This window comes from Schleiferilactobacillus harbinensis (genome assembly GCF_008694105.1).
GTDB lineage: Bacteria > Bacillota > Bacilli > Lactobacillales > Lactobacillaceae > Schleiferilactobacillus > Schleiferilactobacillus harbinensis.
This window is the reverse complement of sequence record NZ_CP041364.1, coordinates 741185-757796: the sequence shown is the minus strand read 5'-3', so window position 1 is coordinate 757796 and position 16612 is coordinate 741185. Positions and strand designations below refer to the sequence as shown.

Annotated in this window: 16 protein-coding genes and 1 riboswitch; of the genes, 2 read left to right on the top strand and 14 right to left on the bottom strand. The window is 55.4% G+C overall.

The genetic code is table 11. The features are described from left to right. Positions 1 to 12: 12 nt before the first annotated feature. The 5 genes from FMM01_RS04080 to FMM01_RS04060 all read right to left on the bottom strand — a co-directional run bounded on the left by FMM01_RS04080 (position 13) and on the right by FMM01_RS04060 (position 5540). Positions 13 to 858 (bottom strand): DegV family protein, encoded by an 846-nt coding sequence (locus FMM01_RS04080; protein ID WP_146993746.1) that lies wholly within the window; start codon positions 856 to 858, stop codon positions 13 to 15. 67 nt (positions 859 to 925) lie between these two features. Continuing rightward, positions 926 to 1417 (bottom strand): dihydrofolate reductase, encoded by a 492-nt coding sequence (locus FMM01_RS04075; RefSeq protein WP_027827397.1) that lies wholly within the window; start codon positions 1415 to 1417, stop codon positions 926 to 928. Between the two features lie 32 nt (positions 1418 to 1449). Continuing rightward, entirely contained in the window at positions 1450 to 2400 is a 951-nt protein-coding gene (locus FMM01_RS04070; RefSeq protein WP_223850040.1) for a thymidylate synthase, read from the bottom strand. 33 nt (positions 2401 to 2433) lie between these two features. Further along, complete coding sequence (locus FMM01_RS04065; protein WP_150391725.1) at positions 2434 to 4323, bottom strand: ABC-F family ATP-binding cassette domain-containing protein; 1890 nt, start codon at positions 4321 to 4323, stop codon at positions 2434 to 2436. Beyond that, on the bottom strand, positions 4320 to 5540 hold the full coding sequence (locus FMM01_RS04060; protein WP_150391724.1) for a CCA tRNA nucleotidyltransferase: 1221 nt from the start codon (positions 5538 to 5540) through the stop codon (positions 4320 to 4322). The genes FMM01_RS04065 and FMM01_RS04060 overlap by 4 nt, the downstream gene beginning before the upstream one ends. Before the next feature lie 121 nt (positions 5541 to 5661). On the opposite strand from FMM01_RS04060, the gene FMM01_RS04055 reads away from it, so the two are divergent. Next, a complete protein-coding gene (locus FMM01_RS04055) occupies positions 5662 to 6552 on the top strand; it encodes a YitT family protein (protein WP_035439602.1) in 891 nt (296 codons plus the stop codon). A gap of 3 nt (positions 6553 to 6555) precedes the next feature. Here the strand turns inward: FMM01_RS04055 and FMM01_RS04050 are convergent, their stop codons facing one another. From FMM01_RS04050 to FMM01_RS04015, 8 genes are all read right to left on the bottom strand, one after another. After that, complete coding sequence (locus tag FMM01_RS04050; protein ID WP_063515200.1) at positions 6556 to 7824, bottom strand: tetratricopeptide repeat protein; 1269 nt, start codon at positions 7822 to 7824, stop codon at positions 6556 to 6558. Between the two features lie 194 nt (positions 7825 to 8018). Beyond that, on the bottom strand, positions 8019 to 8294 hold the full coding sequence (locus FMM01_RS04045; protein WP_027827391.1) for an HU family DNA-binding protein: 276 nt from the start codon (positions 8292 to 8294) through the stop codon (positions 8019 to 8021). 223 nt (positions 8295 to 8517) lie between these two features. After that, on the bottom strand, positions 8518 to 9825 hold the full coding sequence (der, locus tag FMM01_RS04040) for a ribosome biogenesis GTPase Der (protein WP_027827390.1): 1308 nt from the start codon (positions 9823 to 9825) through the stop codon (positions 8518 to 8520). 97 nt (positions 9826 to 9922) lie between these two features. Further along, on the bottom strand, positions 9923 to 11305 hold the full coding sequence (gene rpsA / locus FMM01_RS04035; protein ID WP_150391723.1) for a 30S ribosomal protein S1: 1383 nt from the start codon (positions 11303 to 11305) through the stop codon (positions 9923 to 9925). 76 nt (positions 11306 to 11381) lie between these two features. Next, positions 11382 to 12056 carry a (d)CMP kinase gene (gene cmk, locus FMM01_RS04030; RefSeq protein WP_027827388.1) on the bottom strand — a complete coding sequence of 225 codons (675 nt, stop codon included), beginning with the start codon at positions 12054 to 12056 and terminating at the stop codon, positions 11382 to 11384. An 82-nt stretch (positions 12057 to 12138) separates the two neighbouring features. Next, a complete protein-coding gene (locus FMM01_RS04025; protein ID WP_150391722.1) occupies positions 12139 to 12885 on the bottom strand; it encodes a LysM peptidoglycan-binding domain-containing protein in 747 nt (248 codons plus the stop codon). A gap of 89 nt (positions 12886 to 12974) precedes the next feature. After that, positions 12975 to 14429, bottom strand: coding sequence for a RecQ family ATP-dependent DNA helicase (locus FMM01_RS04020; RefSeq protein WP_190973450.1), 1455 nt, complete (start codon positions 14427 to 14429; stop codon positions 12975 to 12977). Beyond that, positions 14422 to 15372 carry a YpbB family protein gene (locus tag FMM01_RS04015; protein ID WP_150391720.1) on the bottom strand — a complete coding sequence of 317 codons (951 nt, stop codon included), beginning with the start codon at positions 15370 to 15372 and terminating at the stop codon, positions 14422 to 14424. Before FMM01_RS04015 ends, FMM01_RS04020 begins: the two co-directional genes overlap by 8 nt. A 46-nt stretch (positions 15373 to 15418) precedes the next feature. Between FMM01_RS04015 and FMM01_RS04010 the strand changes: the two genes are divergently transcribed. Continuing rightward, the gene (locus FMM01_RS04010; RefSeq protein WP_150391719.1) at positions 15419 to 15724 is read left to right on the top strand and encodes a ferredoxin; all 306 of its coding nucleotides are present in this window, start codon (positions 15419 to 15421) and stop codon (positions 15722 to 15724) included. 69 nt (positions 15725 to 15793) lie between these two features. On the opposite strand, the gene FMM01_RS04005 is transcribed toward FMM01_RS04010, so the two are convergent. Then, a complete protein-coding gene (locus FMM01_RS04005; RefSeq protein ID WP_150391718.1) occupies positions 15794 to 16369 on the bottom strand; it encodes an ECF transporter S component in 576 nt (191 codons plus the stop codon). A 73-nt stretch (positions 16370 to 16442) separates the two neighbouring features. After that, positions 16443 to 16561: riboswitch (FMN riboswitch) on the bottom strand. Positions 16562 to 16612 lie beyond the last annotated feature (51 nt).

The window sequence follows — 16612 nt, the reverse complement described above, 5'->3', positions numbered from 1 at the left end:
CTGTATCACTCGTTATTCCGGATCCGTGTAGTAGATAATCGCAAACGCGCCCGGCCCGGTGTGGGTCGCTACAATTGGGCTGGTGGGCGATACCAGGATCGGCGTGTCTGGCAAAACGGCCTGGATATCCCGGCCGATCTGCTCCGCAAAGGCCTTGTCCCCGGCATAGGGAATGCCGACCCCGGCCACGTCGCTCATCTGACTGAGGGCCGTGACTTGGCTGTCCACGAACTTCGTCAGCGTCTTTTGCCCGCGGCCTTTGACCACGACGTCCAAGCCGCTGCTGGTCAACTCCAAGACCACTTTGATATTCAGCAGCGAGGACACCAGCCCCACGGTCCGGCTGACTCGGCCGCCTTTGACCAGATTAGCCAGCGTGGACACCGCGACATACACCTTAGTGTGCGCTTTGATCGCCGCCAGCCGTTTGAGAATTGCCGGCATCTCGGCCCCTTCAGCGATCATCTTGCCGGCTGTGAGCACTTGAAAGGCCAGCCCGCGGTCAATCGACCCGCTATCGACCACCGTCACGTTGCTGGTGGAGATCACGCCGGCCTGGCGAGCGGCATTCACTGTCCCGGACAAAGCCTCGGTCATGTGGATGGCCAGGATCTCGTCACCAGTCTGGCCCAGCTTATCGTAAACCGTCAAGAAATCTCCGATGGCCGGCTGGGAAGTGGTGGGCAGTGCCTTGGCCGCCGCCATTTTGGGCATAAAGGCGGCCTTCGTAATATCACGCCCATCCACGTAATTCTGCCCATCGATTGTTATATTCAATGGCACAATGTGGATATCATACTGTTTAATTTCTGCCGGTGTCAGCTCCACTGAGGAGTCCGTCACGATCTTGATCGTCATCGTTCATCCTGCCCTTCGCAATTGACATTCGAGGTCCATTATACCAAAGGGACCCTCCGGCACCAAATCAGTGCCGGGCATAGACCACAAAGGCGTGGGGCCACGGTGCTTTTTCGCTGACCTGCCCAGGTGTCCGCTTAATCTCTTGAAAGTCGTTTTGATCCCACGGCACCATGTATGTGTCGCCAGCGGGAAACTCATGATCAATGCGGGTCACGTATAAGCGATCCACTTGATTCATGAAGGCGGCAAACAAGGAGCGCCCGCCAATGATGAAGATCGTCTCGGCGGCATGGTCTTGAATATACGCCTGGACCGCCGCGACATCCCCCAGAGTAGTCACGCCGGGCGTGGTGATCGGCCGGTGAGTCAGAACAATACTAGTCCGGTTCGGCAGCGGTTTGGTGGGTAAAGAATCCCAGGTCCGCCGGCCCATGAGGATGGTGTGGCCTTCAGTGATTTTCTTAAAATAGTGTAAATCATCCGGCAAGTGCCACGGCAAGTGGTCATCGGTACCAATCAAATGGTTGCGGTCTTCCGCCCAAATAAAAGCTAACATCAATCTCTACCCCTTTCTGAAAAAGCAGGATCTTAAACCGCCACCGGCGCTTTGATCGCCGGAGCCGGTGTGTAATTTTCCACGTGAATATCGGCCATGGTGTAGGAGAAAATGTCTGCGACATCCGGCTTGATCGTCAGCGTCGGCGCTGCTTGCGGCGTCCGCGTCAGCAGTTCCTGGACCGCCGCCACGTGATTGGCATAAATGTGCGCATCCCCCAGCGTATGGACGAACTCGCCCACTTGCAGACCGGTCTGAGCCGCCACTAAATGGGTCAGCAGCGCATAGCTGGCAATATTGAACGGGATGCCTAGGAACATGTCGGCGCTGCGCTGATAGAGCTGACAGGACAGCTTGCCGTCGGCCACGTAGAACTGGAACATCGTGTGGCAGGGCGGCAGGGCCATCGTCGGCACATCCTCGGGATTCCAGGCGGTTACGATCAACCGCCGGGAATCGGGATGGGTCTTGATTTGCTCAATCACGTCAGCCAATTGATCTATGGTCTCCCCCTGACTGGTCCGCCAGTGGCGCCACTGGTACCCGTAGATGTGGCCCAGATCGCCGAACCGGGCAGCGAAGGTATCATCGGTCAAAATTTGCTCGCAAAAGTCGTGATGCACCGCCGCATAGCGTTCAGCAAAGGCCGGATCGTTCAGCCGGCGATGGCCAAAATCCGTCATGTCCGGACCAGTATAGGCATCACTGGCGACGTAGCGGGCAAAGGCCCATTCGTCCCAGATATGATTCTTATGCTGGAGAAGAAAGCGAATATTGGTGTCCCCGTGCAGAAACCAGAGCAATTCGCTCTTGATCAAGCCGAACGGCACCCGCTTCGTCGTCAGCAGTGGAAACCCCTGACTTAAATCAAAGCGCATCTGCGGTCCAAAGAGACTCATCGTCCCAGTCTGAGTCCGGTCTGTCTTGTGGTGCCCCGTTGCCAAAATTTGCGTCAGCAAGTCTAAATACGGTTGTTCTACGATGGTCGTCATGGCCGGCATCCGCTCCCTCTTTTACTAATCCTCTGCAAAATCAGCCAGGTATTCCCAGCGCTTCATGGCTGGTTGCAGCTTGGCCTGCAAATCCGTGTACTGCTGCTGCAGCTGCGCGACTTTGTTGTAGTCCGCGGCCTCAGCCACCATGGCTTTCTCCAAGCGGCCCTGGGTTTGTTCCCACTGATCGATCTGATCAGTGAGTTTATCATACTCGATTTGCTCGGCGTATGTCAGCTTTTTCTTCTCAGCCGCTGCCGGGGCTGGCGCCGGCTTGGTTGGCGCAGCCGTATTGGCTGGGGCTGGCTGCGCCGCAGCGGCTAAATGACTCAAGAAAGTCCCCACATCGCTGGTAAACGGAGTGATCTGGCCCTGCCCGGCGAACCAGAGCATGCTGTCGCATACCTTATCCAGGAAATACCGATCATGGGAGACGGTGATCACGGCGCCCGGAAATGTATCTAAATAGTCTTCCAAAATCGTTAAGGTCTCAATATCCAAGTCATTGGTCGGTTCATCCAGCAGCAGGACGTTGGGTCCGCCCATCAGCAGCTTAAGCAGATACAAGCGGCGCTTCTCCCCGCCAGATAGACGGGAGATACGCAGCCCATGCATCCGCGGCGGAAACAGGAAGCGTTCCAGTAATTGACTAGCTGATACTGTCTCACCGTTGATCGTTTGACTGCTGGCCGTATCCGTAATGTAGGCAATGACCCGCTTATCCTCGGGGATCGCCGGCATTTGCTGGGTATAGTAGGCCAAGCGTACCGTTTCGCCGACATTCAGCGTCCCGGCGTCCAGCTTTTGTTTGCCCGCCAGAATGTTCAGAAAGGTGGTCTTCCCCGCTCCGTTGATCCCGGTAATACCGATTCGGCCGGTGGATCCGATGCGCCACGAAAAATCGTGAATGATCGGATGGCCGCCAATGGTCAAGGACGCCTGATCCAGATGAAAGACCTCCTTGCCCAAGCGGTGAGTATTGGCAGCAATGCTCACCTGACCGGTGGCCGCCGGCGTCGCGTCGATCGTATTGGACAACGAATTGAACCGCTCGATTCGCGCTTTTTGCTTGGTGGTCCGGGCCTGGGCCCCGGCCTGCATCCACAGCAGCTCCTGTTTGTAGAGCTGGTGCTGTTTGTGCGTCTGCGCTGCCTCCCGCTCTTCCTGGGCGGCTCGCTGGGCGACATAATCCTGATAGTTTCCCTTATACATCTGTAATTGACCGTTGCGCAGGGCAGCAATGTCCGTGGCGACATGATCTAGAAAATAGCGATCATGGGTCACAAAGACGATCCCGCCAGGATAGGCCAACAACCGCTTTTCAAGCCAATCCACTGTTTGATAATCCAAATGGTTGGTCGGTTCATCCAGCAGCAGCAAGTCGGCCGGTGAGATCAAGGCTTGCGCCAAGGCCACCCGCTTCTGCTGACCGCCGGATAAGGTTGCCACGGGAACCGTCATGTCCGGAATGGCTAATTGGGTCAAAATACTCTTCACATCGGCTTCGATGGTCCAAAGATTGTGCCGGTCCATCATATCGTTGGCCGCGTAATACGCCTTGGCGGCCTCCTGATCAGCGGGATCCTTTTCGTAATGGCGCAAAGCCTTTTCGTAATCCCGAACCATTTGAAAATCATCCGCGGCACCGGCAAAGGCCGCCGTCAAAACATCAGCACCGGCCGGAAAAGTAGGTGTCTGGGGCAGATAATTGATTCGGTAACCCTTGGCGGTAGTGATCGTTCCGGCCTCCGGCGCCAGCCGGCCGGCAATGATCTTGAGCAAGGTCGACTTGCCCACCCCGTTCAAGCCGATCAGTCCGATGCGCTGATTCGGGGTCACGGTCAGTGCGAGATCCGTAAAGAGTGTTTTATCGCCGTATGCATACTGTAATCCTGTGGCTTGTAATGCCTTCACAATGATTGACCATCCTTTGTCTGTTGCGTTTTCTGAATATAGGCCAGTAACGCCGCCGGCGTATTGGCCGCTTGCCCGGCCACGACCGCTTGGGTCATGGCTGTCATCGCCTGACCCAAGGCAGGCCCGCGCAGAGCGGGGGCGGCCTGCATCACTGTGCGGCCGTCTACCGCCAGGTCGTGGGCTTGATGAATCGGCAGCGCCGCATAGCGTTCTTGCCACTGATCAACAGCGATCCCCAATTGCGCGGCAACGGGTAATAATACTGAGTCAAATTCCGGCCCGGCCTGATACAGATCCCACGCCCCAGCGGTCCCCGCCTGAATTTTGGCTAAAACCGGCAATAACCGGGCTGCTTGGCGCCGCTCGGTATTTGTGGTCTTCCAGGCCCGCAGAAACGGTCCTACGGCGTTTTCAGCCAGGCCCAGGGCAAATACCAGGCGCAGCCATACACTGCCGCTCTCGGCCAACCTGTGGGGCACGTCAGCCAGCATGCTGGTCAACGCCGTCTGCTGGCCGGCCAAGCCGGGACAGGCAGCATAAAGCTGGGTATCAATAAATGTCTTCAATCCGCTGGCCCGATCCTGAGCCGCCATCATTTTGACAAATTCCATATTGATCCGCTCCACCGCAATTTTTTCTAATAACTGGTGGTGGTGGCGAATTGCGGCTTCCGCGGCCGGTTCAATCGTGAACGATAACTGGCTCTGGAACCGCACCGCCCGCATCATGCGCAGGGCATCTTCATGGAACCGTTCCTCGGGTTTGCCCACCGCCCGCAATAAATGGCGCTGCAAGTCGCCCAAACCATCGAACAAGTCTGTGATCTGACCGGTATGATCCATGGCCAGCGCATTGACGGTGAAGTCCCGGCGCTGCAGATCTTCCCGCAGCGAGCGGACAAAAGTGACATGGTCCGGCCGGCGATAATCTTGATAAGTCGATTCCGTACGGAACGTGGTCACTTCATACTGCCCCTGGGGCTGCAAAACCGTCACCGTTCCGTGCTGAATACCGGTATCCACCGTCCGTTTGAATAGCGCCTTCACTTCGGCCGGATAGGCACTGGTGGCGATGTCCACGTCATGAATCCGATCATGGAGCAAGGCATCGCGCACTGCGCCCCCAACAAAATAGGCTTCATAGCCAGCATCGTTCAATCGGCGCAAAACGGGCGCTGCTGCTTCAAACTCTGCTGGTAACGGCGACAACCGCATGTAACCACCCTGCTTTCTCAATATTCGTTTACGGCCTTTTCATGGTACCATATCAGGCAGAGGACGACAGCGCCGAACGGGCCAAGCGTCACTCAGATTGTTGTAAGGAGAGGATAAAATCATGTGGCGCAAACAATTGACCAGAACTCTGCGGGATCTATTGGCGATCGGTTTTGGCTGCTTTTTCTATGCCTTCGGGCTGGTCGCCGTCAACATCAAGAATCATTTGGCGGAGGGCGGCATCACCGGGATCACCTTGATCCTGCGGTACTGGTTCCATATTGACCCGGCTTATTCCACGATCTTTTTGAACATTCCTTTAATTATTCTCGGCTATAAATTCCTGGGCAAACGGGCCTTAGCCTACACTATCTACGGTACCGGCATGCTGTCGGCCGGCCTGTGGGTCTGGCAGCGGCTGGCCTTTGTCCAAAATTTGAATCTGCATAATGACCTCTTCATTGCCGGTATTTTAGCCGGGCTATTCGGCGGTATCGGTTCTGGGATCATTTACCGTTTCGGCGGCACCACCGGCGGCAGCGACGTCCTGGCTCGGATCTTCGAACAGGAACGGGGCATCCCCATGGGCCGGACCCTGCTGGTCTTCGACATCCTCGTGCTGGTCAGCTCCCTCTCCTACCTGGATATTGAGCACATGATGTACACCCTGCTGGCTTCGTTTGTCTTTTCCCGCATCGTGGATCAGACCATGGAAGGCGCCTATTCCGCCCGGGGGGTCTTCATCATTTCCAAGAAACACCAAGAAATTGGCCAGCGGATCATGGATGAAATGGAACGGGGCATCACCTACTTAGACTCGGAGGGCGGGTACCACCAAACTCCGCAAAAGATGCTGTATTGCGTCGTCTCGCCCAGTGAAATCGCCGATCTGCGCCGGCTGATCCAAGATGAAGACCCGCGGGCCTTCGTCACCATCGTAGATGTGCACGAAGCGCTGGGTGAAGGCTTCACGTATCAGCGGCCGCGGCGCAGTCTGTTCAGTCGGCGGTAACCATTAAGGTTCATCCAGTAAATCATCATACAGGTCCTGCATATCCAGATCAGTCGGGACCAGCTTCAAGTACTGTTTCAAGGCCGCCAGCAATTCTGGACGCGCCGCCATGCTTTGGAAGAACCGGATCAAGTCCAGGAGAAAGTCGGTGTTTTCCCGAAAACTGGGATACGCCAACAGATAATTCTCCTTGGCTTGGTCCATTTTTTCTTGCCGTTCGTAGGATTTGGCGATGTTCCAATACATTTGCGGATCCAGCTCGTGGTTGGCCGCTGCCGCCGTTAACAGGTCCACATTGGCCTGATCATCCCCATCTTTAACATACAGATTACTCAACGACAGGATCATATCCTGATCATCGGGATCCTGGGCCAATTCCTGTTTGGCAAACGTGACGGCTTGATCCTCGTCAGCCAGCCGGGTGGCATAATTGAACCCCAGTTTAAATAGATCGCTGTTGAATTCATCAAAACCTAAGCCGATCCGCACGGTGGCCAAGGCGTCCGGCAGCTGATTCAGCGCCGCTTGAGCCCTGGCCAGCGCCGGATAGAGCGGCGCATAATCCGGGTCGCTTTGCTGCAGCGCCGTCAGCGTGGTGATCGCTTGCTGGTACTGCTTGGTCTCCCCGTAGAGCACCCCCAGCTGATAAGTGGTGTCGGCGTCCAGCGCTTCCCGGGGCAATTTCTGATATTCAGCGATTGCTTCTTCATAGTCGCCCATGCCGGCCAAAGTTGCCGCGAGACGCTGGCCGATAAGTACCTCCGCCATGGTCTCGATGCCTTGATCCAGCAAAGCCTGATACTCCGGCAATGCCTCTTCATACCGCCCCAAGGTGAAGTACAGCTCGCCCAGAGCAAAATCGATCACCGGTTCATCCGGAGCCAAGCGTTTGGCTTCCTTCAGCTTCTGTTCGCTCACTTCTGGAATCCCCATGGTCTGATACACATCGGCGCTGGCCAGCAAGCCCTGAACGTAAGCCGGCGAGTCCTTCGGAATGGCGGCCAGAAGGGCGAGTGCTTGATCCGTATCGCCGGCACTGACCGCGATATCCGCGAGATACGTGCGCAATTCGTCTTCATCGGGATGATCGCGCAGAAGTTTTTCGAAGATGCGCTTAGCCTGCGGGGTAAAACCCAAACCATAGAGCTGTTCGCCCAAATTAAAGAGGGTATCATCATCGTCATGCCGCAATGCTAAGGCAAACAGTTTCTTGGCGTTGGTCCAATCGTGATCTTCCTGCAGTTTCGTCAGCATTTGTTCTGAATATGACATAGGCCGCCTCGATTTTCTTTCTTTTTTTATAATGATGTGATATTTGTTCATAGCCAACCATGATAGAATCACGTCAATCCCTGTTCTGTCAAGCAATTGACTCAATATAAGAAAATTCTTGACGATACGCAAATCGCCAATGCTCTACTTGCGTAGGTCATTGGCGATTCGGTGGAACATTCCGTAGACCGAGTCTACTTGACGGAATCCTTGAGTGCCTTGCCGGGCTTGAAAGCCGGTACCTTGCTGGCTGGAATGCTGATTTCAGCACCAGTCTGGGGATTGCGGCCCTTCCGAGCGGCGCGTTCGCGGACCTCGAAGTTACCAAAGCCGATCAGTTGAACCTTGTCACCTTTTGCTAAAGATGCTTGGATCGTGCTGAATACGGCGTCAACAGCAGCAGTTGCGTCCTTCTTGGTCAAGCCAGTCTTGGCTGCAACGTTGTCGATCAATTCTGCTTTATTTGCCATGTTTGGGATTCACCTCCTACGCGTTGACGATCCCTCGTCAGAACGTATCACTTTTGTAAAACAAAAGTGTGAAATAATGTTGCGCGGCAATCATTACTTCATTTCTAAAAATAGCATACCGAAGCCGCAGTAGCAAGGATTTTCGCCGAAAAAAAGCACGAAATCAGCATTTCATTTATTTTCATGAAAATATACACCGGTCATTTTTCGGTATACCACAACTTTATTTTCGCTGTCGGGGAACAATAACAATAGGTGTCCCCGAAAAGTCAAAGGCTGCCCGCAACTGGTTGACCAGGAAACGCTGGTACGAAAAGTGCATCAGATCAACGTTATTGACGAACGCGACAAAAGTCGGCGGGCCGCTCTTGACCTGGGTCATGTAGTACACCCGCAGCCGCTTGCCATTACTGGTGGGTGTCGGTGTGGTCGCCACGGCCTTCAGCAGCACGTCATTGAGGGTGCTGGAGGTGATTCGGCGCTCATGATTTTCAGCAACTTTCTTGATCAAGGCCGGCAGCGTACTCACCCGCTGATGGGTCTTGGCCGATAGGAAGACGATCGGGGCATAGTCCAAGTATTGGAACTGACCACGGATCTCGTCAGTGAATTTCTTCATGGAGTGGGTATCCTTATGCACTGCATCCCACTTATTGACGACAATGATCACGCCGCGGCCGGCCTCATGGGCCAAACCGGCAACGTGCTTGTCCTGTTCCCGGATGCCCGCTTCGGCATCGATCAGGACCAGCACGACGGCACTGCGTTCAATCGCACTTTGGGCCCGCAGGACCGAATACTTCTCCGTATTTTCCCAGATCTTGCCCCGCTTGCGGATCCCGGCGGTGTCAATGATCGTGAACGCTTGGCCATCGTCCGTAAAGCGGGTATCGATAGCGTCCCGGGTCGTCCCTTCAATATTGGACACAATGACCCGCTCTTCGCCGAGGATGGCATTGACCAGGGACGATTTGCCCACATTGGGCCGGCCGATGACACTGAACTCGATGCTGTCATCATTGGCATCCGCCTGCTTGGCCGGAAACTTAGCGACGACGGCATCCAGCAGATCGCCCAGACCGGTCCCCTGCACCCCGGACACGGGATACGGGTCACCCAACCCGAGAGAATAAAAGTCATAGATCTCTTGGCGCTGTTCGGGGTTATCCGCCTTATTCACCGCGAGAATTACCGGTTTATCCGCCTTGTACAACATTCGGGCCACGTGTTCGTCGGCCTCAGTGACCCCCTCCTGGTTCGATACCAGGAAGACGATCACGTCCGCCTCTTCCATGGCAATCTGGGCCTGGGCGACGATCTGGGTCATCAAGGGAGCATCATCAATGTCGATCCCCCCGGTATCGATCAGCGAAAATTCCTGACCCAGCCACTCCGCCGGAGCGTATAAGCGGTCCCGGGTCACCCCCGGCTGGTCTTCAACGATCGCGATCCGCTTCTTTGCGATCCGATTGAATATCGTCGACTTGCCGACATTCGGCCGACCGACGATCGCCACGACAGGTTTAGCCATGCAAAAACATCCTTTCTTAAAAACAGAAGTAACGGCTACATCCTGTAGGGACATAGCCGTTACCTCGACGCTATCTCAAATTCAGTGGCCTAGACGATTACTTATCGTCCTTTTGGTCGTCCTGCTTGTCAGACTTGAATTGGTCCAACGCGCCGCCGATCAAATCGCCCAAGCTGAAGCCAGTATCCTCTTCCTCTTCGCCAGGGGCAGAGACCTTGGTATTGCTGCGGCTTGCTGCCGGACGCGCCTGCGGAGCATTACCGCCGCGGTTGCTGCGGTCATTGCGCCGCGGTGCACGTTCAGAACGGCTGCTGCGGTCACTCCGGCGATAATTGCTGCTGTCGCCTTCGCGTTCCTCTTCTTCTTCACCAGCATGCGGATTCTCAGTCAGCGCCTTGATCGACAAAGCCAACCGGTGCTGTTGCGGGTCGACACTCAAGACTTTAACCTTGATGTCTTGGCCTTCCTTCAGCACTTCACCCGGTGTGGCAATGTGTTCGTGGCTGATTTGGGAAATGTGCACCAGACCTTCAACGCCCGGGAACACTTCAACAAATGCACCAAAAGTCACTAACCGCTTGACTTGGCCTTCAAGGACAGAGCCGACCGGAGCCTTCTCTTCAATATCATCCCACGGTTGGGGTAATAATGCCTTGATGGACAAGGAAATCCGATCCCGTTCCGGATCAACGTTCAATACCTTGACCTTCACGTCTTGGCCAGTCTTCAAAACATCGGAAGGCTTGTCAACGTGGTCATAGGAAATCTCAGAAACGTGCACCAAACCGTCGGTACCGCCCAAATCAACAAAGGCACCAAAGTTTGTCAGCCGAGCAACCTTGCCTTCAACGACGTCGCCAGGTTGCAGCTTCTCGTAGAGGGCCTTCTTTTCGGCTTCCTTTTGCTTCGCAACGACTGCCCGGTGAGAAAGGATCAACCGATTCTCGCTGGGTTCGATTTCAACAACAGCCATTTCCAATTCTTGGCCCTTGTACGTCGACAAATCTTCAACGAACCGATCTTCAACCATAGAAGCCGGGATAAAGCCGCGCACGCCATCAACGTCAACGACTAAGCCGCCCTTAACATTATTGGTGACCTTGCCTTTAACTGTGTGGCCCGCCTTGTATTCCTCTTCGATTTGGTCCCAGATCTTCCGTGCTTCTAAGCGACGCAAGGACAATAAATAACTACCGTTCTCTTTGTCTTTGCCAATCGTTGAGAGGACGACGAGTTGCAACTTGTCACCCACCTTAGCCAAGTCGTGGATGTCTGCATTGCGGTCGGCAGTCAGCTCCTTGAATGGTACAACACCCTCGACACCGGTGTTTTCAATACCCACAACGAGTTGGTTCTCATCGTCAATGGCTAATACCTCGCCGGTCACGACATCGCCGACTTTTACCTCGTGAACGCTCTTCAAGGCATTCTCCATTAACTTTCTGCCTTCAGCTTCGTTGTTCTTTTTTTCTTCGTCCATGAAAAAATCCTCCTTAACGACTTACAATCAAAGTCTATTTTACTTGAAAACGCGAGTAAATGCTACACCCCCGCTTTTATTTCGCCATGTGCTGTTTTTTTTCGTTGATGACGGCCACAATGGCATCCACCACTTGGGGGATCGTCAGGTGCGTGGTATCGATCTCCACGGCATCGGCGGCCTTTTTCAACGGGGACTGGGCCCGATGGGAATCTTTATAGTCCCGTTCAGCAATTTCTTGGGCCAGCGTAGCCAGCGGAACGGTGATCCCTTTTTCCGCATTATCTTTGAACCGGCGTTTTGCCCGTTCAGCGACACTGGCGACCATGAAGATCTTCACCGCCGCCTGGGGCAGCACTGTCGTCCCAATATCTCGGCCATCCATAACGATATTTTGGCCCGCCGCAATTTGCCGCTGGCGTTTCGTCATTTCCGCCCGCACACCGGGCAGCGCGGATACCTGGGAGACATTATTCGTCACTTCTTCGCTGCGAATGGCCGTGGTAATATCAGTACCAAACATGCGTACATGCTGGCCATCCGCTGCCGGAACGAACTCAATCGGCTCAGTACCTAGACTTTGCAAAATCTGTTGTTCGTCGTTTAACGGGAGGTGCTGCTTGAGCGCCCACCAGGTCACAGCCCGGTACATGGCGCCCGTATCCAAGTAGATGTAGTGCATCTGCTTAGCTAATAATTTAGCAATCGTACTCTTCCCTGCCGAAGCAGGGCCATCAATCGCAATTTGCACGAACTTTTTTGCTCCAATCTGCAGTGATCAACAATAGAAAACGTCCCCCTCGTCCAGATTAGGGGACGTTTTTGGTGCCGGGTTATTTCACCTTTAAAACTTGCCCCGGAATAATACCGCCGCTTTGGACCGACGGGTTCAACGCATACAGTTCTGACAAACTCATGCCGTGATTCAGCGCGATCCGATACGGATTCTCGCCGGCTTTCACGGTGTATGTGCCGCCCGCGGCCACCGCCGGGGTACTGCTGCTGGCCTGAGCCGGCGCGCTGCTGCTTTGGGCCGCCGGCTGCTGGGTCTGCGCGGCTGAACTGCTGGCCGCGGCTTGCTGGTTTGAATTATCCTGTGTCTGGGTCGATGCCGCCTGCTGCTCCGTTGAGCTGCTGCTGGCCGCAACCGAAGATGACGAAACAGCAGTGGTATTATTTTCTGCTGCTTCAGAAGCCTTCCTTGATGCGGCCGCTTCTTTCTTGGCCCGCGCCCGGGACGAGGCCGCCGCCCGAGAAGATGCTGCTGCTGAGGTGCTGTCCTTCTCGCTTTGGGTGACCGTGATCTTATTGGCGCTGCTGCTACCGTTCCCGCTGCGCATATTAAATGCCCAATAGCCCATTGGGATGATCATCAGCAAAGCCAGAATAATTGCCAGGACAACCGCAAAACTGGTCATATTCTTATCCCGATGGCGGGTCGCCACCCGGGACAAATTGCCAGTATCGTCGCGATCGTCCATGAATTTCTTTTGCCACGGGTGTTCAGCATCATTTGCTGCTTTCTTGTCTCCCGTGGGCGCCGATGTCTTATTCAACTTGTCATCGTGATCCTGTTTCATGGATCGAACCCCCTGTGCCAGTCTTTTATTTTATCATACCATAGCGGTCCAACAAAATGCGCCAACTGCGGAACCACTTTAGCACATTTCTAAAACAATTGGGCCAGACGTGCGGCGACTGATTGCACCGGTTCTGGCCGATGTACACGCAACGCGGCATCGGCCGGCCAGGCCAAAGCGGTCAAGTGCTGCAGCAGCGCCGTGGGCGTCGTGACGGCACAACAGTCTGCCGTATGATGCACCTGCCGCGGCTCGGGATCAAAGGCGTTCAGCACCAGTTGGCGCCGGCAGATTGTGTCCGGCGCAGTATAAAAATGCACCATCTGCGCGGCTGAAGTCTGCCGCGTCTGCTGGGTTGCGGCCAGCAATTGCGTCACCGCAGAAGCGTCCGCAAATGCCCGATACCGTTTAAGCAGGGCAATTTCCGGCGTCTCATCCTTAGCGAACTGGGCTGGCCGGTGAAAGTAGGCCTGGATCAGACTGGCGGGCGGGAACCCGCGGACCGCATCCTGCTGCAGCTGGGGAATATCCCCCGGCGCCAATAATGTGATCGCCGCCGCTGGCGCACCGTCCCGGCCCGCCCGGCCAATGGCTTGCAAGTAATCTTCCAGACTCGTGGGCGGCGCCATATGAATAACGGCCCGCACGTTGGGCTGGTCAATGCCCATCCCGAAGGCATTGGTCGCACACACCACCCGGATATAGCCCTCGCGGAACTGATGCTGCAGACTGCGCCGCTCATCCCGCTCTAAACCGCTGTGATAACGGCCCACCGCGATGCCTTGGGCGGTCAAAGCGATCGCCACTTCGTTGGCCCGCTGCTTCCGGTTGAAGTAAATGATCACTCGCCCGGGAATGGCGGCCAGCAGCTTGGGCAGCAGGGTATCTTTCTCTTTTTCACTGGTCACGGGACACGTATCCAGCCAAATATTCGGCCGATCCACTGAACGGCTGACCACTGTCGTGTTGGCCGCGGTCAGTCCCAACCGGCGGCAAATATCCCGGCGTACTCGGGGCGAAGCCGTAGCGGTTAAAGCCAACACCCGTTGCGGCTGGAGCAATTGGAGCACGTGGCCGAGCTGCAGGAACGCCGGGCGAAAATCCGGGCCCCACTCTGAGATGCAATGGGCCTCATCCACCACCAGCAAGCCGACTCCGTGGTGCTGCAAAGCCGCAACCACATCTGGCCGGGTCAGCGTTTCGGGCGCAGCAAAGAGATATCGCCATTTGTCTAACCGGTTCAGTACACTTTGCTGCTCATCCCAGGTCAGCTCACTGTTTAACGCGACGGCGGCACCGAGGTTGGCTTCCTGCAGATGCTTCACCTGATCGATCATCAAGGCAATCAGCGGCGAGACCACCACGGTCAGCTGCTTGGTCAGCAGTGTCGGCAGCTGGTAGGTCAGCGATTTGCCCTGCCCCGTGGGCAGCACAGCTAAACAGTTGCGCCCCTGCAGCAGCGCCCGAATCACGTCTTCTTGACCGGGCCGGAATTCACTGAAACCGAAATGCTGCTGCAAAGCAGCATGCAAATCATCACTCAAGGCGCACCCCTCCTGACTGCCGCTGACGCGCAATAGCCGCCAACCGGCCGCGGAAGAAATCGACCACCGGATCAGCCTTCGCTGGCGGTAATCGCCAGCCTGGCTGCTCGTGAATCACAGCCGGCCCCAACATGGCAGCCTCTAATATGTGTTCACGAATCGTACTGGCCGCCAACTGGCGCTGCTGGGCAGTTTGATCCACGGACTGATCAGCCAGCAGCTGCATGGTCGCCTGAGCACTGCGGGTCACCGCTGGGGTTGGCAGCGGCAGCAAGCCCTGCCAGCGGGCCGCCTGACCGCCGGCGATGGCCTGATAAAGCTGAGCCAGCGCATCGATCCAGACCAGCTGGACTTGAAATGGCTCAAACCCCAAATGTGCCGCCAAGTCTTGCCAGCTGGCCACATCGGTCTCTGCCCCCACCAGCCGGTTGACCAAGACGGTACCAGCCAGCTCAGGCATGGCTGTCACTAAACTCTTGAATTCGGCAATCGTCCCGGGCAAATCGGTTTTAGCCGCCTGCTCGTACCACCCCTTCACCCGCTGCTGAATCAGCAGATGCGGCGTGATGGGGGCAAAATGCCGCTCCTGGTGCTGGACTTGGCTGATCAATTGAACGGCTAACGTCAGAATATCGCCGATCTCCCGATACGCCGGCATAGTCAGCCCGGCCACGTGGGTCGGCCACCATGCCGGTAATGCGGCCGGGGGCGCCGTCAGCGTCTCGTCCGGCGCTTCGGTCAATAGTTTCTGGTGCACCAGGTAATCGATCATTTTTTCATACCGCGGGCGGGACAGGTGCGGCAGTAATCCCCAAAATGGCAGTAAATCGTTGATAAACGCCGCATACAAATTGGAAAAGGTCCGTTTCCCGTGTAAAATATGATACATCGTCACCGGGCGCACGTGCCGCCCGGCAAACAAATAGTGTAAGAAAGTCGGCACGTGATCGCCCCCTGACTGATCGATGAATTGAAAGAAGCTGCCCTAAATGACTGATTCGAAAAACGATGTGCGCCAATCATCTGACTGGTTCACCAAAATTGACCAAGAACGCTGTATTGCCTGCGGTCTTTGTGCCCTGCACGCCCCTGCCGTTTTTGATTATGACGACAACGGTGTCGCCTTTGGCAAACGGGACGCCAACCATGGGACAGTACCCATCCCGCCGGAACAACTAGCCGCCTTCAAAACGGCCTACCGCGACTGTCCCGTCCAGGCTATCTTGCGCAGCCGCGGGCCGTTCCCGCCGGAAAAGCCGGCGAAGCCTCGTCCTGACCATTATACGGAGTCGTGATCATCAATGTAAAATCCGCCCCGCCAGTCTGCCAAACAGACCAGCGGAGCGGATTTTTTTCACACCGAATTAGTGTTTAACGGCCAAGACTCGATGGCGCACGATCCAGGGCACCATCTTGAAGTACAGCGGCAAAAACACTGCCGCCAAGACGACGCCCTTTAATAGATTAAAGGGCACGATCATCGCAAAAATATAAGTCGTCATCGCCATGCCCAGCTTGAAATTCATCACGCTGGCATACAACGGCGTCAATACCAGCCAGTTGAGCACCGCCATGATCACCGTCAGCGACACAGTGGCCAAAACGATGGCAATGATCCGCTGCGGCCACTTATCCGCCAGCTTCGTTAACAATAAGTAAAGCGGCACGGCAAAGGCGATAGCCGCGATAAACGCAGCACTGTCGCCGATCAAGGCGCCAAGACTCGCCCCCGACAGCATAAAGTGGACGATCACTTTGATTGCGGCCACCCCAATCCCAGCGCCTAACCCATAAAGGCTCATGGCTAACAACACTACGACGTCGCTCACGTCTAATTTAAGAAATCCCATCACAGGAATTTCAATGTACATGACCAGCGCGGCCAAGGCACCAAAGATGGCGACCCCGATCCACTTTTCCAATCCACGGTTTGCTTGCATACTGAAATGACCTCCATCAGAGGCTGCTCCAGGAAAAAAGCGGAGACAAACAGAATATGTTTGTCTCCGCTTACGCTATCTTCTTCCATCTAGACTATACTATCGGTCCCGGAGTTGCACCGGGTCCACCGCACAATGCGGGTCGCGGACTTTACCGCCGGTCGGGAATTACACCCTGCCCTGAAGACAAACCACTATTTAATTTTGATACCGTCATAGTAAACGAAATACCGCACGGCGTCA